Consider the following 22,527-nt stretch of genomic DNA (forward strand, 5'->3'; position numbering starts at 1 on the left):
CGGGGCGGAGGCGGCCGGGGCGGAGGCGGCCGGGGCGGTGGCGACCGGCGCGGCGGCGGTCGGGGCCTCGGACGAGCCGCAGGAGACGACCGTGGCGGCGGTGGCGAGGGCGAGCAGGGACAGCGCGAGGCGCGAAGACATGATGAGAAGAACCCTTCGGGGAAAACGGCAACGTCAGAGAGCCGCGCTGAACCGAGCTCAGGCGGCGAGGAGGCTGACGATGCCGGGAGGCCCCCGGCGGCTGATCTCGTGTCGGAGGAGCGCCGACGCCGGGATGACGACCCGGTCGGCGGGCACGGCCACCTGCGGATGGGCGGGTTCGACCGCCATGCGCAGCAACAGCAGGAGGCGGACTTCGAGCCGGCGCAGCAGCGCCCACAGGACCGCCTCGCCCCGCGCCAGCCACAGGGCCGTGAGCCCGGCCGCCCACGCGTGGGTGAGCAGCATGCTCAGGCTGGGCAGCAGCGTGGTCGCGTGGTGGTGGCCCGCCATCATCGGCTCGACGCTGTGGGCGTAGGAGAACATCAGGTGCAGCACGGCCTGGCAGCCCGCCAGCGCCGGGAAGATCACCCGGGCCGACCGTTCGCGCCCCGCCAGGGCGACCCCGGCGAGGAACGAGAGGGTCAGCGCCACCAGCACCGCCGGCGCGGTGGTCGAGCCACCCGCCCAGGCGTGCGCGCCGACGCTCAGCACGACCGAGACCGTCGCGAAGACGGCGGCCCGGACGACGCGGAAGGGCGTCGATGCTGAGGTGGCGCTAGTCATGGCGCCGTCATCATTGCACGGCGAACGGCCGGTTCCCAATATGCCCCGAAAACGACGCGCGACCGCCGGGAACCAAACCGGGATCGGGCCCGACTCCTCTACCGGAGCCCTGCGAGGTGGTGACTCGTGTGGCTCGACCGACCTCGAGAGGACTCCCGTGACCGCCGACCCCCTTCCCCCGCAGGCCCCGCCCCGCCGAGGCGTCTGGGCCCAGCTGCGCCCCCTGCTGCTGCGCACGCACTTCTACGCGGGTGTGTTCATCGCGCCGTTCATCCTGGTCGCGGCCGTCACCGGCCTGATCTACACGGCCGCGCCGCAGATCGAGCGCATGGTGTACGACCACGAGCTCCGCGTCCCCGCCGGGCAGGCCGCCCAGCCGCTCAGCAAGCAGGTGGCCGCGGCGCGGGCCGCCCATCCGTCCGGCGAGATCACCTCGGTCATGCCGGCCGTCGACGCGACGAGCACCACCCGCGTGGTCTTCTCGGACGAGACCGTGCCCGCCGACTACGAGATGGCGGTCTTCGTCGATCCGTACACGCTGGAGGTGCGCGGCCAGGAACGGACCTTCGGCCAGTGGCTCGGCGTGCGGGCCTGGATCGACGACCTGCACCGCAACCTGCACCTGGGCGCGTTCGGCCGCAACTACAGCGAGCTGGCCGCGAGCTGGATGTGGATCGTCGTCCTCGGCGGCCTGGCCCTGTGGATCGGGCGGCGCCGGAGCCTGCGGCGGGTCGTCCTGCCGGACGCCTCGGCCAAGAAGGGCCGGTCCCGCAACCTGTCGTGGCACGCCGCCACCGGCGTGTGGATCACGATCGGCCTGCTGCTGCTCTCGGTCACCGGCCTGACCTGGTCCAACCACGCCGGGGCGAAGATCGCCGACGTCCGGACGCTGTTCGACTGGAACTCCCCGCCGCTGGAGACGAGCCTGACCCCCGGCGGCCAGGCCGCCGAGCACCGGCACGGAGCCGCCGCCCCGGCCGCCGAGGGCGGCGACGCCGTGTTCACCTCGGGCGTCGGCATCGACGGAGTCATGGCCACCGCCACCGCGCAGGGCCTGCGCACCCCGCTGTTCATCGCGCCGCCCGCCGACGCCCAGTCGGCCTGGAAGGTCGACGAGAGCAAGCGCGACTGGCCGACCCGCTTCGACGCGGTCACCGTCGACGGGCGCACGGGCGCGGTCGTCGACCGCGTCGACTTCGACGAGTGGCCGTTCATGGCCAAGATGACCAACTGGACCATCGACGCCCACATGGGCATCCTGTTCGGCCTCCCCAACCAGCTCGTGCTGGCCGCCCTCGCGATCGGCCTGATCTTCGTCATCGCGCGCGGCTACGGGATGTGGTGGCAGCGCCGCCCGACCCGCGACGGCGGGGCCCGGTTCGGCCGGCCCGCGCCGCGCGGCAGCCTGCGCGCGCTGACGCCGGGCGTACTGGTCTTGGTGGCCGCGACCACCCTGTTCATCGCCTACTTCCTGCCGCTGTTCGCGATCAGCCTGGCCGTCTTCCTGGCGGTCGACGTCCTGCTCGAACGGCGCCGGACGACCCGGCCACCGGTGCTCGCCGGCACCCTCGACCCGCCGTCGCCGGACACCCAGGAGGAGACCCCGGTCGCGGTCGGCGCGGAGACCGGTGGGCGTTAGCCGTCCCAGCGGGGGCCGTCGGCGGTGTCGCGGACGGACACCCCGGCCGTCGCGAGCGCCCCTCTGAGGCCGTCGGCCGTGTCGTGGTCGCCCTTCTCGCGGAGTTCCGAGCGGAGGGCGACCACGGCGGCGACGACGCGGTCGGCGCGGCCCGCCGACGCCCCGAGCCGGGCGATCATCAGCCGGAGGGCGTCGCGGGCCTGGTCGACGCCGCCCTCGTCGGCCTCGGTGTCGGCCGACCACTTGACGGTCTCCGCCTCCAGGTCGAGGACCGCCGAGGCGGCGGCCGGGCCGTCTCGAAGCGGTGCGCGCAGGCGGCCAGGACCTCCGCGAGCGTCACGCCGGCCACGGCGGGCGCGGGAGCCCGGATGGCGTGGACGGCGCCGTGCGAAAGCCGGGCAGGCCGGTGACGCTCCCGGCCGGCAGCCGCGTCTCGGCGCCGTGGCGGCGGACGGTCAGGGCGCCGCGGCCGGCCACCGTGACCCGGCCGTCGCCGAGGTCGATCGTGACTGCGGTGTGTTCGTCGACGCCCAGGATCGCCACGTCGCCGGGAGTTCGGCCTCCAGGCCGACGCTGCGGGCGAAGTACGCGCGGGCGCGGGCGGTGACGTCGGCGGCGTTCGGGGCGACCCCGGCCGTCGTGCGGGGGCTGCGACGGTTGCCGTCCGAGCTGGTCATGGCCGGGCAGTCAGCGTCAGGGTGACGGCGGCCAGCGCGGCGAGCAGGGCCCAGGCGGGGGAGAAGCCGCCGGTCAGATCCGTGAGCAGGCCGAGGGCGGCCGGCGTCACGACGACGGCCACCTGGTTGGCGGCCATGGCCAGCCCGAGGACGAACCCGGTGTGGCCCGGCGGCGCCGATTCGGCGGCGTACGCGACCCAGGGGCCGTAGCAGCCGATCCCGAAGAAGCCGAGCCAGCCGAACAGCAGAGCCGCCACGATCGGGGAGCGGCCGAGCGGGGTCGCCAGCGCGGCCAGGCCGATCGCGACGGCGGCCAGGCACACCAGCACGCAGGCGTACCGCCCGGATCGGTGCCGGTCGCTCCACGCCGCCAGGACGACGCGGCCCAGCGCCCCCGCGCACTGCACCCCCACGTAGACGAGCGCCGCCGAAGCGGGGTCGACAGCCGCCACCCGGTGCAGGTGGAGCACCGCGAGGACGCCCACCCCGTTGTGCACCGACACCATGGTCACACCGGACAGGACGATCTTCTTCAGGTACGGCTCACGGAGCAGCGCCACCCGCACGCCGGACGCGATCCGCGGGGGAACCCGTCCCGGCGGACGCCGGTAGAACACCATGAAGGCGACCGCCCCCAGCAGCGCGGCGACCGCGCCGGCCACCAGCGTCCACCGCCAGCCGTGCGCCGCCGCGAGAGAGGGCAGCGCGAGCGCGGCGAGCACACCCCCGAGCGGGAGCCCCGCCTGCCGGACGCCCATCGCCAGGCCCCGCCGGGAGGAGTCGAACCACGACGCCACCGACATGCTGCCGCCCGGCTGGACGGTGCTGTACCCCGCGCCCACGACGAGCAGGACGACGAGCAGCGAGACGTAACCGGGAGCGGCGCTGCCGGCCGCCAGCGCGGCGGCGACCACGAGCACGCCGCCGCCCACGACCCAGCGCTCGCCGTGACGGTCGAGCAGCCGCCCCGCCACCACCAGCCCCGCCAGGGGGAGAAACTGGGCCGCCGACAGCAGCAGCCCCAGCCGGGCCGTGCCGATGCCGAGGTCCCGCTGCAGGTGGACGCCCATCGCCCCGATCCCCTGGACGAAGAACGCGGCCGTGGCCTGGGTGAAGGTCGCGACGCCCAGGACGACCCAGCGGTATCGCGTCACGGCTTCCAGCACAGCATGGGGTCGGGATGGTCGGAGAAGCCGAGCGCACGGTAGAGCGGTTCGGCCTCCCGCGAGGCCGTCAGGTCGACCCGTACGGCGTCGCGCTCGCGGAACCATCCGAGCAGCCCGAGCATGATCGCCCGGCTGTGCCCGCGCCGCCGGTGGGCCGGATCGGTGACCATGCCGATGACGTGGCCGATCCGCCCGTTGCGGGAGTGGGGGCCGGGGAACCACTGCTCGACGGTGCCGATGCCGCAGGCGGCCAGGGTGCTGTCGGCGTCCACGACCAGGATCCGGCAGTCGGGTTCGGTCAGCTTCCGCCGGAAGACCAGGGCGAGGGTCGCGCGCCAGTCGGCGGCGGGGTTGGCGGGGCTGAAGAAGTCGCCGCCGAGGTCGTCGAAGAGCAGCGCCCTCAGCCGGACGAGTTCGGGGATGTCATGTTCTGTTGCCGCTCGTACCATGACGTCCAGGCTGCTGTAATGAGCTTGTGCACCTCAACCCTTACGGCGCGGACGTGGTGAACTTCGCCGCCGACCTGGCCAACCACCCGCCCGCCACCGCGGCGGAACTCGCCGACCGCTGCCGCGCGGCCGGGCTGGTGCTGGAACTCCCCGTCGACGCCGCCGACCTCGACCGCACCCGCGCCCTCGTCGACGAATGGACGAACGTCGTCGACGCCCCCGGCGAACGGGAGAAGGCCGCCCTGCTCAACGACATGCTGGCCCGCTCGGCCGCCTACCCGCGCCTCACCGACCACGCCCACGGATGGCACCTGCACTACCGCGACGACCGGCAGCCGCTCGGCGCGGTGCTGTTCGCGCTGATCGCCGTGGGCACGGCGATGCACCTGGTCAACCGGGGCATGGACCGCCTCGGCCGGTGCGCCGTGGAGGGCTGCGACCGGATCTTCGCCGACACCTCGCGCACCGCGCGGCAGCGCTACTGCTCCCAGCCGTGCGCCAACCGCGACGCGGTCCGGCGTCACCGCGCCCGTCAGCCCGCCTCCTGAATTCCGGTCTAGGCGGCTCGCCGCTTTTGTCCCTACAATCGGCGCCGAATACACATGGTTATCATCACCACTTTCACGAAGTGCGGGAGCGCCGGCGCATGTCTGAACGGGTCGAGGTCGAGGTCGCCGAGGAGGTGCCGCCGCCCGAGTGGGGCCGCCGGCAGCCGTTAGGCGCCGTCAGTCCGTGGATCTTCGTCGTGGTGGTCGGGCTGCTGCTGCTCGGACGGCTGGTGTTCGCGCCCTACCTGACCGCCCCGGCGCTGCAGGCCTGGGCGACGATCTTCGTGGCCATCTGCGTCCAGGCGCTGCCCTTCCTGGCCTTCGGGGTGCTGCTGTCGGCCGCGATCACCGCGTTCGTGCCCGCCTCGTTCTGGACCCGGGCGCTGCCGAAGCGGCCGTTCCTGGCGGTGCCGGTGGCGGGGGCGGCCGGGGCGGTGCTGCCCGGGTGCGAGTGCGCGTCGGTGCCGGTCGCGTCCGGGCTGATGTCGCGCGGCGTGACGCCCGCCGCCGCGCTGGCGTTCCTGCTGGCCTCACCGGCGATCAACCCGGTGGTCGTCGTCGCCACCGTGGTGGCCTTCCCCGGAGAGCCGATGATGGCGGTCGCCCGCTTCGGGGCCTCGCTCGTGGTCGCGGTCGTGGCGGGATGGGTGTGGCTGCGGTTCGGCCGCACCGACTGGCTGCGGATCCCCTCGCGCCCGGTCGGGCACGGGCCGAAGTGGCGGTCGTTCGTCGAGGCGATGCGCCACGACTTCCTGCACGCCGGCGGATTCCTCGTCGTCGGCGGGGCGACCGCGGCGACGATGAACGTGGTGGTGCCTCGCGCGTGGCTGGAGTCGGTCGCCGGGATCCCGGTGCTGTCGGTGCTGGTCCTGGCGCTGCTCGCGGTGATCCTGTCGATCTGCTCGGAGGCCGACGCGTTCGTGGCGGCCTCGCTGACGGCCTTCTCGCCGACGGCCAAGCTCGCGTTCCTGGTGGTCGGGCCGATGGTGGACCTGAAGCTGATCGCCCTCCAGACCGGGACCTTCGGGCGGCGGTTCGCCGCCCGCTTCATCCCGCTGACCTTCGTACTCGCGGTGGTCGTCAGCATGGCGGCCGGAGAGGTCCTGCTGTGAACCGGCTGACCCAGAGCATGATCCTCATCCTTCTCGGCGGCGCGGTGCTGCGGATCACCACCGTGTCCACCACCTATCTGAACTACGTCAAGCCCGGGTTCCGGCCCTTCCTCATCGCGGCGGGCGTGGTGGTCCTCGCGCTCGGCGTCATCGGGCTCGTCCAGGAGTGGCGCGGCGCCCATGCCGACGAACACGACGGGCACGACGGGCATGACGGTCACGCGCACGCGCCCGGCGTGGCCTGGCTGCTGACGCTTCCGGTGTTCGCCATCTTCCTGATCGCCCCGCCCGCGCTCGGCGCGTTCTCGGCGAAGTCGGAGGAGGCCCAGGCGCGGCCGGTGGCCGCGGCCGAGCCGTACGACGCCCTCGCGGCCGGGCAGGTCAACGAGATGACCATCGGGGAGTTCGTCGGCCGGGCCTGGGGCGAGGGAGCCGACTCGCTGGCCGGGCGGCAGGTCAGACTGACCGGGTTCGCCGTGCCGTCGCAGAAGAAGAAGGACCGCTGGTATCTGGCCCGGATCCAGATCGCCTGCTGCGCGGCCGACGGCGTCGCCCTGAAGGTGGCCGTGCTGGACGCCGACATGCCGCCGGAGAACACCTGGGTGGAGGTGGTCGGCACCTGGAAGCGCCCGCCGTCGGGAAGGCTCGAACCCGGGACCATCGCCCCCGAACTGACCGTCACCTCGCTCACCTCGATCCCGCAGCCGGTCGAACCCTACGAGTAGCCCCCAGAAGGCCCGCCCGCAGCGCGACCAGCCAGGCCGCGCCGGGCAGGGCCATGCACGCACCGAGGACCGGCAGCAGCGCCGCCGGTCCCAGCGCGTCGAGGAGGGCCCCCGACACGACGGCCGAGACGCCCAGCGAGGCCGTCGCCGTCGCGCTCCACAGCGACACCACCCGCCCGCGCAGTTCGTTGGGGGAGTGGCCGAGCAGGACGGCCATCGACACGGGCCCGTAGACGACGTCCGCGCAGGCGGCGGCCCCCCAGATCGCCAGCGCTCCCAGGGCGCTCGACGGCAGCCCCAGCGCGGCGGTGAACAGGCCTTCCCCGAGGCACGACAGCCCGAGGACGACCAGCCGCCGCTCCTCCGGAAGCCGCTTCAGCCGGGGCGCGGCGACCAGCAGCACGACCGCGCCGGCCAGCCCCTGCACCGCGTAGAACCAGCCCGTGCCTCCGTCGCCCAGGTCGTGGACCTGGACGGCGAGCGCCGTCATGGCCGTGATCGAGCCGCCCAGGCCGAGGCAGAACACCGCCTCCAGGAGGAGCAGGGCCGAGACGAGCCGGCTGCGCCGGACCGCGCGCAGGCCCTCGCGGAAGGCCCGCAGGCCGCGCGCCGCCTGCGGCCGGGTGTCGCCGCGCCGGTCCCCGCGCCGGACCTTGGCCGTGAAGTGGAACGACACCAGGAACGACACCGCGTTGACCACGAAGGCCCACCGCCAGCCGACCAGCGTGACGGCGGCGGCGCCGGCCAGGCCGCCGACCGCCTGGAACAGCAGGCCGTTGACCTGGACCGCCGCGGCGTAGAGCACGCTCTCCTCCGGCCGCACCAGCGAGGGCATCCAGGCGTTGCGCGCGGCCTGGAAGACGAAGCCGACGGCGGCCGAGGCGAAGGTGAGCGGGTAGGCGAGCCAGATCGTGCCGGGACTGTCGGCCAGCAGGAACGCCAGCGCCAGCACGGCGAGCACGCCGTCGCCGACCAGCATGATCGTGCGGCGGTCGAGCCGGTCGGCCAGCACCCCGCCCCAGGTGCCGAACAGGATGCCCGGCAGGTAGCGCATGGCCAGTGAGGCGCCCGCCGCGACGGCCGCGCCGGTGTGCTCGTACAGCATGGCGAACACCGCGACGGCGGTGAACCAGCCTCCGCAGACGCTGACCAGGTTGCCCAGCCACAGCAGCCGGAAGTCCCGGTTGCCGGCCAGCAGCGAGCCCAGACCGGTGGCGCCCCGCTCCTCGATGTCGGTCACGCGAGGAACGTACCGGCTAAAGAAAATGAAAACCATCCCCAAAATCTCGTTGACAATGAAAATCGTTCTCGCCTAGCGTCTCCCTCGGCTCACCCGTCGGAAGGAGGCGAAACGTGCTGGTGCGGCGGCGCATGCTGAAGTTGGCGCGGGGCGCCTCCGGTCCCGTGGCGGCGACCGCCCTGCTCTCGCTCTGTGCCACGGCGGCGGGGGCGGGGCAGGCGGTCGCGCTCGCCGAGACGATCCGGCGCGCCCTCATCTCCGGCGCGCCGGATCCGGCCGGCGTGGGTGGGCCGCTGGCCGTGACGGGCCTGCTCGTCGTGCTGCGCTGCCTGCTGTTATGGGGCCGCGACCAGGCGGCGAACCGGACGGCGTCGCTCGTGCGGGCCCGGCTGCGGCTGCGCCTGGCCGATCGGCTGCTCGATCTCGGGCCCGGTCACACCGTCACCAGGCCGGCCGGGACGCTGCGGACCACGATCGCCGACGGCGTGGAGGCGATCCGGGCCTACGTGGGCTTCTACCTGCCGCAGGTCGTCGTGAGCCTGGGCGGTCCGCTGATCGTCGTGGCCGTGCTGACCTGGCAGGATCCGGTGGCGGGCGCGATCACCGGTGCCTGCGTGGTGCTGGTGCCCGCGTCCCGGCCGTTCTGGCGGCGGATCATGGGCGCGCGTTCCCAGCGGCACTGGGCGGCGTACGAGGACTTCGCCGCCCGGGTCCTGGACGCCCTGCAGGGCATGACGACCCTGAAGGCGCTGGGCGCGACCGGCGTCTACGGGCACCGGTTACGCCGCGACGCCCTCGCGCTCTACCGCGCGACCATGGGCGACCTGGCCGCCTCCAGCGCCGTCTACGTGATCAGCGCGTTCCTCCTGACGGCGGGCACCGCCCTGTCGGTGGTGGTGGCCGCGATCCGCCACTCCACCGGGCAGCTCGACGCGGCCGGCCTGCTGCTGGTCGCCTGGCTGACCGCCGAGGCCTTCCGGCCGGTGCTGGAACTGCAGAACTACTGGCACGAGGGCTTCCACGGCCTGGCCGCCGGCAAGGGCGTCTTCGCGCTGCTGGACGCCGACGCGCCCGCGCCCGCGCCGGTCGCGCCCGTCACGAGGGGGCCGTCGAACCGGCCGCCCCGACTGGTCCTGCGCGAGGTCACCTTCGCCTACCCGGGCGCCCACCCGGGCACGGGCCGGCCCGCGCTGCGCGGGGTCACCCTGGAGATCGAACCGGGCACCACCCTGGCCGTCACCGGGCGGTCGGGATCGGGCAAGTCCACGCTGGTCAACCTGCTCCAGCGCTACTTCGACCCGCAGAGCGGCCGGATCCTGGCCGACGGCGTCGACCTGCGCGACCTCGACCGCGACGAGGTCCGCGCGATGACCGCCGTGGTCGCCCAGGACACCTACCTCTTCCACGGCACCGTCGCCGACAACCTCCGCCTGGCCCGGCCCGATGCCGATCTCGCCACGCTCAGGGAGGCCGCCCGCCGCGCCAGGATCCTCGACGTCGTCGACGGCCTGCCCGACGGCTTCGACACGGTGGTCGGCGAACGCGGCGCCCGGCTGTCGGGCGGCGAGCGCCAGCGGATCGCCGTCGCGCGGGCCCTGCTGAAGGACGCGCCGGTGCTCATCCTCGACGAGGCCACCTCGGCCGTCGACGGCGAGACCGAGGCGGCGCTGCGCGAGGCGCTCGGCGAACTGCGGGCCGGCCGCACCACGATCATGATCGCCCACCGCCTGTCCAGCCTGATCGACGCCGACCTGGTCGCGGTCCTGGACGACGGCCGCCTGGTGGAGCACGGCGCCCCGGCCGACCTCGCCGGCCGCTCCGGGTCGTGGTCGGACCTGGTGGCGGCGCAGAGCGGGGTGACGCGATGACGTCCGCGTCGCCGGCCGTCAAGGGCCGGGGTGTCGCCGGGCTGCTCCGCGTGCTGTCCGGGCACCTGCGTCCGTTCGGCCTCTCGGTGCTGTTCGCCGTCGTCAACCAGGCGGCCGGGATGAGCGCGGTCGTGCTCGCCGCCGCCGCTGCGGGCCGGGCCCTGTCCGGGGCGGGCACGGCGGAGCTGTGGCCGATGTTCTGGTGGACCCTCGGCCTGACGGCGCTGCGCGCGGCGGCCAACTGGGTCGAGTCGTGGATCTCCCACGAGCTGTCCTTCCGCGTCCTGGCCCAGATCCGTCAGTGGCTCTACGGGGCCTTCGCCCGGATCGCCCCCGGCGGGCTGGTCCGCAGGCGCGGGGGCGATCTGGTCGTCCGGGCGCTGCGCGACAGCGAGAGCCTGGAGATCTTCTACGCGCACACCTCGATCTACATCGCGGCGGCCCTGGTCGTCACCCCCTCGGCCGTTGTGGCGATGGGGTCGATCGGCGGCCTCCGGGCGGCCGTCGCGCTGGCCCCCTGGCTGATCGCCGCGCTGGCGCTGCCTCTCGCGCTGCGCCGGGCCGGGACGCGCCACGGCGCCGACCTCAACCGAGCCCTCACCGCGATGAACGTCGAGGTCACCGACCTGGTGCACGGTCTGCGCGAGACCCTCTCCTTCGGCGGCGGTCCCGACCTGCTGGCCCGGCTGCGGGCGGCCGATCGCCGCCTGGCCTCGGCGGAGCGCCGGCAGAGCCTCCGCGCCGGGCTGGAGACCGTCGCCGGCGGGATCGCGATCGGCGGCGCGAGCCTGAGCGTCCTGGTGACCGGGCTGGACGGCGGGCTTCCCGCGCCCGCGCTGCTGGCCTCGGTCGCCCTGGCGGGCGCCGCGTTCACCCCGATCACGATGCTGCTCAACGTCACCCGGGTGTGGGGGATCACCTCCGACTCCGCCGACCGCGTCTTCGACCTCCTGGAGGAGCCGGCCGCCGTCGCCGACACCGGCGCCGCCGCGCTCCCCGTCCTGACCGGACCTCCGGCGGTCGAGTTCGACCAGGTGGTGTTCGGTTACGACGAGACCCGCCCGGTGCTGCGCGGTGTCTCGCTGACCGTTCCGGCCGGGACGACGCTCGCCCTGGCGGGCGCGACGGGCGCGGGCAAGTCGACCCTGGCCCACCTGCTGCTGCGGCACTTCGACCCGGCCGCCGGCGCCGTCCGCGTCGGGGGCGTCGACCTGCGGGACCTGCCCCTGGACGACCTGCCCGAACTCGTCTGCCACGTGCCGCAGGAGGCGTTCCTCTTCCACGACACCCTGCGCGCCAACCTGGAACTGGCCCGGCCCGGGGCGTCCGCCGACGACCTCGCCCACGCCTGCGCCGACGCCCGCGTCACCCCCTTCCTGGAGAGGCTGTCCGACGGCCTCGACACCGTCGTCGGGGAACGGGGGGCCGCGCTGTCGGGCGGCGAGCGGCAGCGGGTCGCCATCGCCCGCGCGCTGCTGCGCGACCGCCCGGTGCTGGTTCTGGACGAGTCGTCCAGCCAGCTCGACGCCCTCTCGGAACGCGAGCTGCAGGCCGCGCTCGACCGGGTCGGGAACGGGCGCACCACCCTGGTCATCGCCCACCGGCTCACCACGCTCCGGCACGCCGACCTGGTCGCCGTGCTGGACCACGGCCGCATCGCCGACGTCGGCGGACACGCCGAACTCCTGGCGCGGTGCGAGCCCTACCGACGTCTCGTCCAGGCGCAGGCGGACGCCGCCGCGCTCCTGGACGGGCGGCCCCGTCCCGACGACGACGCGAGGAGGTGATTCGTGATGAAGGTGACGAAGCTGAAGGTCGCCCAGGTCCGGGCGAGCGTGCACTCGAACAACCACTCGACCGTGACCCGGTCCAGCGTGGCCTGGCGCTAGCCGGCCCACCCACGGGCGGGGACGCGCGCGTATCGCGTCCCCGCCCGTGGTCCTCGCAGCGTAGAGCAGGAAGGAAAGCCCATGGAGCCCACCGGCCGGTACGCCGGCGGGGTGTCGTTCGTCCCGACTCAGGACGGCTGGCTGGTGCACACCCCAGGAGAGGACTTCCTCGCCGTGTCCGCGCCCGAGGGCGACCGCCCCGATCGTCCGCCGCTCGACGACCCCGACCTGACGGAGGTCTTCGCCGAAGAGGGCGTGCTGGAGCCGGTCCCGGCGCGCCGGCCGGGCGCGGTCGCCCTGACCGGTGACGGGCCGCTGTTCGAGGCGGTCGGCCTCCTGCTCGACCGGGCCGGCCTGACCGCCGAGGACGAGGAGGTCGCGGTGCGGGTCGCCGTCGCCCCCTGGCTTCGCGACCGGCTGTTCCGGCGGCTCGACGCCGAGGCCCGGGACACCGGCACCGCGTTGCACGTCGGGTTCGCCGAAGGGCGGCGCTGGTATGCCGGTCCCTTCTGGACGGGCCCCGCGACCGCCTCCTACGAGGATCTGCGGCTGCGCCGCCTGGCCGCCTCGCCGTGGCCGGAGGAGCTGGGCGCCCACTGGGCGTGGCTCGACGCCGGCGGCGCTCCGGAGCCCGGCCCGGCGCACCCGCCCGGGGCGCACGTCGCCGCCGCGCTGATCGTCGCGGACGTGTGGGCGTACCTCCACGGCCGGGACGCCCCGGGAACGGGGGTCCAGGCGGGCTTCGACCCGGCGACCGGGCGGCTCACCCGGCATCCCGTGCTGCCGGTGCCCGGCGGGCTCATGACGGAGCAGCCGTGATCATGATCGATGTCCCGGTCGACGGGCTCGTGGCCGACGTCTTCCTGCCCGGCCGCCTGCCCGCGCCGGCCGTCGTGGTCCGCACCCCCTACGGCACGGCCGGCCTGTGGCCGGAGGCCGACGCGCTGACCGGCGCGGGGCTGGCCGTGGTCCTCCAGGACCTGCGCGGACGCCACCGCTCGACCGGCGAGTTCCAGGCCGGCGCCGACGAGGAGGCCGACGGTCACACCCTCCTCGACTGGACGACCGCGCAGCCGTGGTCCGACGGCACCACCTTGCTGTACGGCACCTCCTACGAGGCCTACGCCGCCTGGTGCGCCGTGGCCCACCCGTCGGTGCGGGGCGTGGCCAGCCGCCAGCCCTGGCCGCCCGTCACCGTGGCGGTCGACGAGGAACTGTGGTGGCGCACCGAGATCGGCGGCGGCCGCCAGCTCCGCCCCGGCCTCTACGACCTGGCGCTGTCCCGGCCGGTCTGGCCGGTGCCGCTGGGCGCCTGGCCGCCCACGCCGAGCAGCTGGCGGACCCAGGCCCGCAGGACGGCGTCCCGGATCCGCGCCGCGAACGTGCCGAGCCTGCACCTGGGGAGCTGGTACTGCGGTTCCGCCGCCACGACGCTGCGCCAGGCGAGCCTGGCCCGGCGGGCGACGGTGGTGATGGGCGGGTGGGCGTCCCCGCTGACGCACCGGCTCCAGCCGGAGTGCGCCATCGACGTCCCCGTCGACCCCGACCCCGCCGAGCTGGCGCTGTCGTGGCTCGCGGCGGTCGCCACCGGAGCCGACCCGCGGCCCGGCCATCGGTGCCTGGTGCTGGGAAGCAACCGCTGGGAGCCGAGGGATCCCCGGCCGTCCGCGCGGCCGCCGCTGCGCGCGCTGCCGCTGACCGGCCGGGCGTCCTCGTCCATCGACCACGATCCGGCCGACCCCTATCCGTCGCTGCCGCACTCGGCCGACCTGTCGGCCGTCGGGCCGCGGGCCGACGTCGTGCGGCTCGGCGCGACCGGACGGGTCGCCTGGCACGGGACGGCGAGGGCGCGCTGCCGCGTCGAGACCGACCGGCCCGCCGAACTGGTGGCCACGCTCGTCCACGAGACCCCGGCGGGCGTCCGCACCCGGTTGAGCGACGGCACCGCGCCGATCACCCCCGGAAGCGGGATGGCGGAGATCCGCTGCGCGCCCGTCGCCGTCGACCTCCCGGCGGGCCACGCCCTGCACCTGGAGCTCACCGTCGGACGGCACCCCCGGCACACCGCGCCGGAGACGCCGGTCAGCGTGACGGTCTCCGGCGTCGACCTGCTCGTCCCGGGAGGCCGTCGATGAGCCATCCGCTGCTCGACCCCCGTACCGGGCCGATCACCCGTCTCGACCAGGTGCCCCCCGAGCCCTGGTGGCCGGCCGGGCTGAACGTGTGCACGGCCTCGGTCGCGGCGATCTCGGACCTCCTGCCCTGGCCGGCCGACCGGGTGGCGACCGGCACCGCCTTCCACGACCCCGGCCGGGCCCTGGCGAGCGCCGCCGGTGAGGCGATCGAACGCTACTGCGGCAACTTCGTCCCGGCGGACCTGCGCCGGGCGACCCACGCGGAACTGACCGCCGCCGGGGAGAACGCCCTCGACCCGGCGACGCTCGCGCTCTACTCCGCGAGCCAGTACGCCGAACCGGGCTGCCCCTTCGTCCCCTTCACCGCCGACCTGCCGGTGCTCTGGATCAGGGGATCCACCCTGGACGGGCCGCCGGTGTGGGTGCCCGCCTCCCTGGTCTTCGTCAACTACCTCGTGCCGCCGCGCGCGGCCGAGCCCCCCACCAACTACGCCATGCTGGCCGGTCTGGCGGCCGGGCCCGACCTGCGCTCCGCGCTGACCTCGGGGCTGGAGGAGGTCATCGAGCGGGACGCCACCGTCATCTGGTGGGCCAACCGCCTCCCGGCCGATCCGGTGGAGGTGGCCGACGCCCGGCTGGCGCATCTGCTGCGCCCCGACCCGTCGCTCGGGCCGGGCTGGGGCCGGGCCCCCGGAGCCGACGGGGATCTCCGCTACCGGGTGGTGCGCATCCCCACGACGTTCGACGTCGCGGTGATCGGCGTCCTGCTCCACGACCCGGCCCTCGGCATCCACACCTTCGGCGTCGCCGCCCGGCCCGATCCGGCGCACGCGGTGGCCAAGGCGATGGCCGAGGCGGTCACCCTGCGGATCTACTCCCTCGGCCTGCTGACGCCCGACGGCGCGATCCACCGGGCCGTCGAGGACGGCGTGCTCAGCCCGGACATGCTCAAGCCGCACCGATCCGACCGCGCCTACGCCCGGTCGTACCGGAGCGACTTCCGGGACGTGGTGGACCTCGCCTGCCACAGCCAGATCTGGCTCGACCCCGCGATGGCGAAGGAGCTGGCACCCATCACCGGTGCGGGCGAGCCGGTCGGGCTGGACGCGCTGCCGACGATCACCGGCGACGTCCGCCGCGCCTACGCCGACCGGGTCCGGGCGCTGGGCCTGCGCGTCCACGCCGTCGACCTCACCACCCCCGACGTGGCCGCGACCGGGGCCCGGGTGGTCCGCGTGGTCGTCCCCGGCGCCTACTCCAACCCGCCCGCGGCCTTCCCCTTCCTCGGCGGCGACCGCCTCTACACCGATCCGGTGCGCCTCGGGCTGCGCGCCGCCCCGATCACGGAGGCCGACGTCAACCTCGTCCCGCTCCCGCACACCTGAGAGATCCGATGGACGTCCTGCTCGACCCCCGCACCGGGCTGGTCACCCGGATGGAGACCCGGCGCAGCCACGCCGTGCTCCACACCGCGACCGCCGAACTGGCCGCCACCGGCCGGTTCGGCCACCCGCTCGGCAACCCCGTCGTCGGAGGCGCGTCCTTCGGCGACCCCGGACGCGCCCGGCTCAGGGCGCTGGGCGAGGCCGCCGAACGCTACGCCGGCCACCTGGTCCCGGAGGCCGGGCTCAGACGCGCGACCTGGCACGACCTCGACGCCGCCGTGGACCCCGACCGGCTGGCCCTCTACTCCCCGGACCAGCACGACCGCCCCGATTTCCCGTTCGCGGGCCTGCGCCGCGACGACGTGCTCTCGTGGGTGCCCGGACGGGCCGGCGACGGCAGCCCGGTGTGGGTGCCCGCCTCGCTGGTCTGGCTGTCGTCCGGCGAACACGCGCTGGTACGGGGCCGTCCGGCGCACCTGCCGATCGCGGCGGGCATCGCCGCCGGGCCGACCCCGGAGGCGGCCCGCGCCTCGGCGCTCGCGGAGGTCCTGGAACGGCACGCCCTGGCCACGGCCTGGCACGGGGGAGCGGCCTTCCCCCTGGTGGAGGGGCCGCCGCTGCCCGCGCCGATCGGGGCGGAGCTGACGTGGCGGTCGGTGCCCAACGCGCTGGGCGCGCCGGTGGTGCTGTGCGCGGCGTCCACGCCGGACGGCCTGCTCGGCGTGGGCTGCGCGACGGGGTCGTCCCGGTCGGCCGCCGCCGAGGCGCTGCGGTCACTGGACGCCCTCGCCGAGGTCGCCGAGGGGGTGCCGGAGTGGGAGCGCCCGGCCGGACCGCTGGCCACCCACCGGAGCGACCGCCGCTACCTCGACTCCTATGCCCCCGACCTGAGCGACGCCACCGACGTGCTCTGCACCCTGCAGCTCCTCGCCGACCAGCGCGTCTCCTCGGCCGTCCGCGACCGCCTGGCCGCCGACGGCGTCGCGGGCGCGCCGTCCACCGCCCCCCGACTCGACGTGATCACGGTCGATCTCACCACCCCCGACCTGGCCGCCCTCGGGCTGCACGTGGCCCGGGTGGTGGTGCCGGGGCTGCGCTCCACCGGACCGGCCGCCTACCCCTTCCTCGGCGCGGGCGCCGACCCGCTCCCCGCTCACGTCGAGAGGCTGCCGGTGCCCCATGTCTGATCCCTGGAACCTCGACCGGCCCGGCCGGAAACTGATCACGACCGGCACCCACCGCGCCGCCACCCTCGACGACACCTGGCGGCGGCTCGGCCCGGCCCTGACCGCCTGCGGGGTGACGCGGGTCGCCGACGTCACCGGCCTCGACCTCATCGGCATCCCGGTCGCCACCGCCTACCGGCCCAACGCCCGCAGCCTCTCGGTCAGCCAGGGCAAGGGCGTCAGCCGCGCGGCGAGCCGCGTGTCGGCGGCCATGGAGGCGGTCGAGCACGCGCACGCGGAGGTGATCGACCGCCCGCTGCGGCTGGCGCGGCCCGTCGAACTGGGCCCGGCCGCGCTCGACCCGCGCCGGCTGCCGCGGACCGCCGACGGGGTGCTCGACGACGTCACGCCCCTGCTGTGGATCGACGGCGCCGACGTCCGCACGGGCGAACCGCGGGCGGTGCCGTACGAGGCGGTGAGCCTCGACTTCACCCTGCCGCCCGCCCTGACCGGGCACGGGCTGTCCCGCGACAGCAACGGCCTGGCCGGGGGCAACAGCGCGCTGGAGGCGCTGGTCCACGCGCTGTGCGAACTGATCGAACGCGACGCGGCGGCCCTGTGGGACCTGCGCGACGGCCCGGCCCAGGCCGGGGCCCGGATCGACGCCGCCACGCTGACCGACCCGGAGACGGCGCTGCTGCTGGACCGCTACGACCGGGCGGGCGTCGAGGTGGCGCTGTTCGACCTCACCTCCGACCTCGGCGTCCCGGTGGTGCTGTGCCACATCGTGGCGGCCGAACCCGACCCGTTCCGCCCGCTGCCCGCCGCGACGGGGCTGGGCTGTCACCCGTGCCCGCCCGTCGCGGTCCGGCGGGCGCTGACCGAGGCGGCCCAGTCGCGGCTGATCACCATCTCGGGCGCGCGCGACGACGTCACCCGGGAGCGCTACGCGCAGACCACCCACACCGGCGGCGTCGAGGAACTGCGCGACGCGCTCCGCGCGACCCTGCCGTACGCCCGGCCGTTCACCGTGAAGGGCGCCGACCACGACCTGCTCGGCGACGACCTCGACTGGCTGCTCGACCGGCTGACGGCGGCGGGCCTCGACCAGGTGACCGCGGTCGACCTGACCCGGCCGTCTCTGGGCGTCCCGGTGGTCAAGGTGCTGGTCCCCGGCCTGGAGGGAGCCGGCGCGCTGACCGGCGAACCGACCCTGCCCGGCCCCCGGGCGCTCGCCTTCGGATCGGAGCCCGCCGATGCCTGAGATCGCCGTCTTCGCCGGTCCCACGATCCCGGCCGGCCGGGTCCGCGACGCCCTCCCCGGCCGCGACGTCGCCGTGCTGCCGCCGGCCGGCCAGGGCGACGTGGCCGCGCTGGTCGCCGCCGAACGCCCCCGCGTCGTCGCCCTCGTCGACGGGGTGTACGAACGCGTCCCCGCCGTCTGGCACAAGGAGCTCCTCTGGGCGATGTCCGAGGGCGTCGCCGTCGCGGGGGCGGCCAGCATGGGCGCCCTGCGGGCCGCCGAACTCGCCCCGTACGGGATGACCGGCGTCGGCGCGGTCTACCGGGCGTTCGTCACCGGCGAACTGACCGACGACGACGAGGTCGCGGTCGCCCACCTGGACGCCGAGCAGGGCTACCGCCCGGTCAACGAGGCGATGGTCACCATCAGGGCCACGCTGCGCGAGGCCGTGCGCGAAGGAGTGGTCTCCGCCGCCGAGGCGGCGGAGCTGGTCGCGACGGCGAAGGGGCTGCACTATCCCGACCGGCGCTGGCCCGGCCTGCTGGCGGGCCGGGACACCCCGCTGCGGGAATGGCTGCCCACCGGCCGGCAGGACGTGAAGCTCGCCGACGCCCTCGCGCTGCTCGACCTGCTGGCCCGCGACGAGGTCCGGCCCGCCGACCGCGCCTGGCACTTCGAGCAGACCTCCGCGTGGCGTGCCGTGCGCCCGGCCGGCCGCACCGCCCTGCCCGCCTCCGCCGTCGAGGCCGTCCTGGACGGCCTGCGCGCCGAGGGCCGCTACGACGAACTCGAACGCGCCGCCACGCTGCGCCTGGTCGCCGCCGCCACGGGCGCCCGCCCGCACGGCGCCGCCCTCGACGAGTGGATCGCCCTGGTCTCCGGCCGCGTCCCGGCGGCCGACCTGGCCGACCTCACCCCGGCCGGCCTCGCGGCCTTCGCCGCCGACCAGGCCTGCCTGGTGGCCGCCGCCACCGAAGTCGCGGGCGACGTGCCCGCCGCGATCCTCGACACCCTGCGCGTCCGCGGCGAGTACGCCGCGCGCGTCGCCCCCAAGGAGAAACGATGAAGAAACCCCTTTCGGCCCTGGCCGCCCTCGCCCTGCTGACCGGATGCGCGGCGCCCGCCCCGTCCGCCCCGGCGGCGGCGGTTCCCGCGCCCGTCCAGGTGACCAACTGCGGCGACGTCTACACCTACGCCGAGCCGCCGCGGCGGATCGTCACCTCCAGCACCGTCGCCACCGAGGTCGTGCTGGCCCTGGGCCTGAAGGACCGGATGGCCGGCACCGTCGCGGCCACCGACATCATGCGCGAGTACGCCGCCGACCTGACCGGCGTGAAGGTGATCTCCGAATCGGCCTTCCCGCCGCCGTCCAAGGAGGTCGTCTACTCGGCCGCCCCCGACCTGGTGGTCAGCGGCTACCCCGACGACTACGGCCCCAAGGCCCTCGGCGACCGCGCCGTCCTGCGCAAGGAGGGCGTCAACAGCCACCTGCTGTCGGCGAGCTGCCCCGGCGCCACCGCCGGAGTCGAGCAGACCTACGAGGACCTGCGCGCCCTGGGCCGCGTCTTCGGCGTGGAGGACAGGGCCGAACGGCTCGTCGCCGCGCTCAAGGCGGAGGTGGACGCCGTCACCCCGGTCACGCCCGCCCTGCGGGTCTTCGACTACGCCGGAGGCAAGGACAAGCCGCTGACCAGCGGGGCCAACACCCTCGCGTTCGACCTGTTCCGCCGGGCCGGCGGGGAGAACGTCTTCCCCGAGACCACCGCGTTCGGGCAGGTCTCCTGGGAGGAACTGGTCGAGCGCGACCCCCAGGTGATCGTCGTCGAGGACCAGGCCTTCGAACCGGCCGACGAGGCGATCGCCTGGATGCGCTCCTACGCCCCGATCAAGGACGTCACGGCGGTGAAGGAGAACCGGTTCGTCGTCATCCCCGTCAACGACCTGCAGCCCGGTCTGCGCAGCGGGCGCGCGCTCAAGGCGCTGGCCGAGGGCTTCGCCCGTTGAGGGTCCGCGGCTCGGTGGCGCTGCTCGCGGCGCTCCTCGGGCTGTCGATGGTCGCCGCCGTCGGGCTGGGACCGGTCGACATCCCGTTCGCCGACGTGTGGCGGATCGTTTTCGGCGCACCGGACGCGCCCGCCGGGCCGCTCGCCGTGATCGTGCGGGACATCCGGCTGCCCCGGGTCCTGCTCGGCGCGATCGTCGGCGCGGGCCTGGCCGTCACCGGCGCGGTGCTCCAAGGGGTGCTGCGCAACCCGCTGGCCGACCCCTATCTGATCGGGGCCAGTTCGGGGGCGTCGCTGGGCGCCGTCCTGGCGCTGATGTCCGGCCTGTCGTGGCTGCTTCCGCTGGCCGCCTTCGCCGGCGCCATGGCCACCTTCACGGTGGTGCTGCTGCTGGCGCGCAACGGCGGCCGGCTGGGGGTCACCCGGCTGATCCTGTCCGGCGTGGCGGTGGCGGCGCTGGCGGAGGCGGCGACGAACTTCATCGTCCTCAACGCGCCCGACTCGCAGCTGCGGTCGGCGCTGTTCTGGACTCTGGGCGGGCTGTCGGGGACCCAGTGGAGCGACCTGCCCGTCCCGGCGCTCGTGGTCGTCTTCTTCGTCGTCTGGTTCCGGCTGCGCTCGGCCGGGCTGAACGCCCTCGTGCTCGGAGAGGAGGGGGCCACGAGCCTCGGCGTCGAGGTGAACCGGCTGCGGACGCGGCTGGTCGTCGGCTCGGCGATCACGGTCGGCGCGGTCGTGTCGGTCAGCGGCGGCATCGGGTTCGTGGCGCTGATGGTGCCGCACGCCGTCCGGATGGTGGCCGGCGGCGACAACCGGTGGGTGGTGCCGCTGAGCGCCCTGGCCGGAGGGCTGCTGATGGTGTGGGTGGACGTCGGGGCCCGCCTGCTCAACCAGCCCGACGAGATCCCCATCGGGGTCATCACCGCATTGCTCGGCGCGCCGTTCTTCCTGGTGCTGCTGGCCCGCGCCAACCGGAGGGCGCTGTCGTGAGCCTGTCTCTGGAGATCGAGGACGTCGCCTGGGCGCCCGTGCTCCACGACATCACCCTGTCGGTGGCGCCGGGGGAGATCCTCGGCCTGATCGGCCCCAACGGCAGCGGCAAGTCGAGCCTGCTGCGCTGCGTCTACCGGCGGCGGCGCCCCGACCGGGGCCGGATCCTGGTCGACGGGCTGAACGTGTGGACCGCCGGTGCGGGCGAGGTGGCCCGCCGGGTGGCCGTCGTCACCCAGGACTCGCCCGCCGACCTGGAGAACAGCGTCGAGCAGATCGTCGCCCTCGGCCGGGTGCCCTACCTGGGCGGCCTCGGACGCCTCACCCGCGCCGACCACGACCTCGTCGACGACGCGATGGACCGGTGCGAGGTGCGCGCGCTGGCCCGCCGCCCTTACGCGCTGCTGTCCGGCGGCGAACGGCAGCGCGTGCACCTGGCCAGGGCGCTGGTTCAGCAGCCCGGCCTGCTCCTGCTCGACGAGCCCACCAACCATCTCGACCTGCGTCACCAGGTGGAGCTCCTGCGGCTGGTCCGCTCCCTGCGGGTCACCGTCGTCGCCGCGCTGCACGACCTCCAGCTCGCCGGGGCCGCCTGCGACCGGCTGGCGGTGCTGGACGGGGGCCGCCTGGTCGCCGACGGCCCGCCCGCGAAGGTCGTCACGACCGGCCTGCTCGCCGAGGTGTACGGCGTGGCCGCGGAGGTGACCCACGGCCCCGACGGACTGCCCAGGATCAACCTGCCCCTGACCCGCTAGTTCGCGCCCTCGGGCAGGCTGTCGGCCGTCATGGCCCCTTCGCCCGGCGTGCTCGTCAGGTAGACGTGCTGGTGACCGTGGCCGGCGTCGACGTTGATCTGGTCGAGCTGGGTGGCCGCCACCGACCAGGCCATCACCCCGGCCGTCCGCTGCCGCCGGGCGACGTCCAGGCAGCCGGCCCGCACGTCGTCGGGCAGCTTGCGGCAGTACGCGTAGGTGTCGACCGCGATCGCCATGCCGTCGACGGCGCTGCGGAACCCGGCGCGCGCGACGTTGGTCGCGGTCGTCCCCGACGGCGTGACGGAGTGCTTGTCGACCGCCTGCTTCATCACCCTCTGCCACTCGCCGACCTCCGCGTCGGTGGGCGTCCGGGCCGCGAGCGCGCCGCCGGGCGGCAGCGCCTCGCCCAGTCCCGTCATGACCACGGCCAGCTCGGCGACCGTGGCGCGGGCGGCGGACGTCAGCTCGGTGACCTGCGTCGCGTCGCGCTTCATCTCGGCCGCCCGCATCTCGGCGACGGAGTTCTCGGTGGCGTCGGGGGCGCCGAACAGATAGCCCAGCGAGCCCGCCACCAGGATGGCGGCCACCAGCCCGATCGCGTAACGCGACCGGCTCGGGCGCGGCGTCTCCCGCGGGGGGAGGAGGCGGGCCGATCTGGCCGTCTTGGAGGGCATGCGGCAGGCTCCCATCGCCCGGTGGCACGGCATGGTCGACTTTCTGGCGCAGACCGTACCGTCTCGGACGATCGACGTCCACGGTGCTTCCGCCGCGG

The 22,527-nt window shown here is 75.0% G+C and carries 22 protein-coding genes; 15 read left to right on the forward strand and 7 right to left on the reverse strand.

The annotated features are described in order from the left end of the window. Positions 1 to 198: 198 nt before the first annotated feature. A complete protein-coding gene (locus tag FDA94_RS26195; RefSeq protein WP_137249740.1) occupies positions 199 to 765 on the reverse strand; it encodes an MFS transporter in 567 nt (188 codons plus the stop codon). Positions 766 to 922: 157 nt separating this feature from the next. On the opposite strand from FDA94_RS26195, the gene FDA94_RS26200 reads away from it, so the two are divergent. Then, positions 923 to 2,404, forward strand: a complete 1,482-nt coding sequence (locus FDA94_RS26200; RefSeq protein ID WP_212735519.1) for a PepSY-associated TM helix domain-containing protein — start codon at positions 923 to 925, stop codon at positions 2,402 to 2,404. On the opposite strand, the gene FDA94_RS39450 is transcribed toward FDA94_RS26200, so the two are convergent. The 4 genes from FDA94_RS39450 to FDA94_RS40665 form a co-directional block, all read right to left on the reverse strand. Beyond that, on the reverse strand, positions 2,401 to 2,583 hold the full coding sequence (locus tag FDA94_RS39450; protein ID WP_170991132.1) for a CysS/YqeB C-terminal domain-containing protein: 183 nt from the start codon (positions 2,581 to 2,583) through the stop codon (positions 2,401 to 2,403). The two genes, FDA94_RS26200 and FDA94_RS39450, sit on opposite strands and share 4 nt — an antisense overlap. Positions 2,584 to 2,859: 276 nt before the next feature. After that, complete coding sequence (locus FDA94_RS26210; RefSeq protein WP_137249742.1) at positions 2,860 to 3,081, reverse strand: hypothetical protein; 222 nt, start codon at positions 3,079 to 3,081, stop codon at positions 2,860 to 2,862. Then, complete coding sequence (locus FDA94_RS26215) at positions 3,078 to 4,235, reverse strand: MFS transporter (RefSeq protein WP_170991131.1); 1,158 nt, start codon at positions 4,233 to 4,235, stop codon at positions 3,078 to 3,080. Before FDA94_RS26215 ends, FDA94_RS26210 begins: the two co-directional genes overlap by 4 nt. Continuing rightward, complete coding sequence (locus tag FDA94_RS40665) at positions 4,232 to 4,696, reverse strand: GNAT family N-acetyltransferase (protein WP_137249744.1); 465 nt, start codon at positions 4,694 to 4,696, stop codon at positions 4,232 to 4,234. Before FDA94_RS40665 ends, FDA94_RS26215 begins: the two co-directional genes overlap by 4 nt. 26 nt (positions 4,697 to 4,722) lie before the next feature. On the opposite strand from FDA94_RS40665, the gene FDA94_RS26225 reads away from it, so the two are divergent. The 3 genes from FDA94_RS26225 to FDA94_RS26235 all read left to right on the forward strand — a co-directional run bounded on the left by FDA94_RS26225 (position 4,723) and on the right by FDA94_RS26235 (position 7,081). Next, positions 4,723 to 5,244 carry a CGNR zinc finger domain-containing protein gene (locus tag FDA94_RS26225; protein ID WP_137249745.1) on the forward strand — a complete coding sequence of 174 codons (522 nt, stop codon included), beginning with the start codon at positions 4,723 to 4,725 and terminating at the stop codon, positions 5,242 to 5,244. 98 nt (positions 5,245 to 5,342) lie between these two features. Further along, positions 5,343 to 6,356 (forward strand): permease, encoded by a 1,014-nt coding sequence (locus FDA94_RS26230; protein ID WP_137249746.1) that lies wholly within the window; start codon positions 5,343 to 5,345, stop codon positions 6,354 to 6,356. After that, positions 6,353 to 7,081 carry a TIGR03943 family putative permease subunit gene (locus FDA94_RS26235; protein ID WP_137249747.1) on the forward strand — a complete coding sequence of 243 codons (729 nt, stop codon included), beginning with the start codon at positions 6,353 to 6,355 and terminating at the stop codon, positions 7,079 to 7,081. Before FDA94_RS26230 ends, FDA94_RS26235 begins: the two co-directional genes overlap by 4 nt. On the opposite strand, the gene FDA94_RS26240 is transcribed toward FDA94_RS26235, so the two are convergent. Beyond that, entirely contained in the window at positions 7,044 to 8,321 is a 1,278-nt protein-coding gene (locus FDA94_RS26240; protein ID WP_212735520.1) for an MFS transporter, read from the reverse strand. The two genes, FDA94_RS26235 and FDA94_RS26240, sit on opposite strands and share 38 nt — an antisense overlap. A gap of 113 nt (positions 8,322 to 8,434) precedes the next feature. Here FDA94_RS26240 and FDA94_RS26245 point away from each other — a divergent pair, with 113 nt between their 5' ends. The 11 genes from FDA94_RS26245 to FDA94_RS26295 all read left to right on the forward strand — a co-directional run bounded on the left by FDA94_RS26245 (position 8,435) and on the right by FDA94_RS26295 (position 21,755). Next, on the forward strand, positions 8,435 to 10,189 hold the full coding sequence (locus tag FDA94_RS26245; RefSeq protein ID WP_137249749.1) for an ABC transporter ATP-binding protein/permease: 1,755 nt from the start codon (positions 8,435 to 8,437) through the stop codon (positions 10,187 to 10,189). Continuing rightward, positions 10,186 to 11,976, forward strand: a complete 1,791-nt coding sequence (locus tag FDA94_RS26250; RefSeq protein WP_137249750.1) for an ABC transporter ATP-binding protein — start codon at positions 10,186 to 10,188, stop codon at positions 11,974 to 11,976. The genes FDA94_RS26245 and FDA94_RS26250 overlap by 4 nt, the downstream gene beginning before the upstream one ends. 183 nt (positions 11,977 to 12,159) lie before the next feature. Next, the gene (locus tag FDA94_RS26255; RefSeq protein ID WP_137249751.1) at positions 12,160 to 12,897 is read left to right on the forward strand and encodes a hypothetical protein; all 738 of its coding nucleotides are present in this window, start codon (positions 12,160 to 12,162) and stop codon (positions 12,895 to 12,897) included. Between the two features lie 2 nt (positions 12,898 to 12,899). Continuing rightward, positions 12,900 to 14,213 (forward strand): CocE/NonD family hydrolase, encoded by a 1,314-nt coding sequence (locus tag FDA94_RS26260; protein ID WP_137249840.1) that lies wholly within the window; start codon positions 12,900 to 12,902, stop codon positions 14,211 to 14,213. Beyond that, the gene (locus FDA94_RS26265) at positions 14,210 to 15,598 is read left to right on the forward strand and encodes a YcaO-like family protein (RefSeq protein WP_137249752.1); all 1,389 of its coding nucleotides are present in this window, start codon (positions 14,210 to 14,212) and stop codon (positions 15,596 to 15,598) included. The genes FDA94_RS26260 and FDA94_RS26265 overlap by 4 nt, the downstream gene beginning before the upstream one ends. A gap of 8 nt (positions 15,599 to 15,606) precedes the next feature. Further along, complete coding sequence (locus tag FDA94_RS26270) at positions 15,607 to 16,785, forward strand: YcaO-like family protein (protein ID WP_137249753.1); 1,179 nt, start codon at positions 15,607 to 15,609, stop codon at positions 16,783 to 16,785. Continuing rightward, the gene (locus FDA94_RS26275) at positions 16,778 to 18,028 is read left to right on the forward strand and encodes a YcaO-like family protein (RefSeq protein WP_137249754.1); all 1,251 of its coding nucleotides are present in this window, start codon (positions 16,778 to 16,780) and stop codon (positions 18,026 to 18,028) included. The genes FDA94_RS26270 and FDA94_RS26275 overlap by 8 nt, the downstream gene beginning before the upstream one ends. Continuing rightward, positions 18,021 to 19,073: a TfuA-like protein gene (locus FDA94_RS26280; RefSeq protein WP_137249755.1), complete on the forward strand. Its 1,053-nt coding sequence runs from the start codon at positions 18,021 to 18,023 to the stop codon at positions 19,071 to 19,073. The genes FDA94_RS26275 and FDA94_RS26280 overlap by 8 nt, the downstream gene beginning before the upstream one ends. Continuing rightward, a complete protein-coding gene (locus tag FDA94_RS26285) occupies positions 19,070 to 20,011 on the forward strand; it encodes an ABC transporter substrate-binding protein (RefSeq protein ID WP_137249756.1) in 942 nt (313 codons plus the stop codon). Before FDA94_RS26280 ends, FDA94_RS26285 begins: the two co-directional genes overlap by 4 nt. Continuing rightward, on the forward strand, positions 20,008 to 21,000 hold the full coding sequence (locus FDA94_RS26290; protein WP_212735522.1) for a FecCD family ABC transporter permease: 993 nt from the start codon (positions 20,008 to 20,010) through the stop codon (positions 20,998 to 21,000). The genes FDA94_RS26285 and FDA94_RS26290 overlap by 4 nt, the downstream gene beginning before the upstream one ends. After that, the gene (locus FDA94_RS26295) at positions 20,997 to 21,755 is read left to right on the forward strand and encodes an ABC transporter ATP-binding protein (protein ID WP_137249757.1); all 759 of its coding nucleotides are present in this window, start codon (positions 20,997 to 20,999) and stop codon (positions 21,753 to 21,755) included. The genes FDA94_RS26290 and FDA94_RS26295 overlap by 4 nt, the downstream gene beginning before the upstream one ends. Here FDA94_RS26295 and FDA94_RS26300 read toward each other — a convergent pair. After that, positions 21,752 to 22,429, reverse strand: a complete 678-nt coding sequence (locus FDA94_RS26300; RefSeq protein ID WP_137249758.1) for a hypothetical protein — start codon at positions 22,427 to 22,429, stop codon at positions 21,752 to 21,754. The genes FDA94_RS26295 and FDA94_RS26300 overlap by 4 nt on opposite strands. Between the last annotated feature and the right edge of the window lie 98 nt (positions 22,430 to 22,527).

This window comes from Herbidospora galbida, from assembly GCF_005233835.1.
In the GTDB taxonomy this organism is placed as follows: Bacteria; Actinomycetota; Actinomycetes; order Streptosporangiales; family Streptosporangiaceae; genus Herbidospora; species Herbidospora galbida.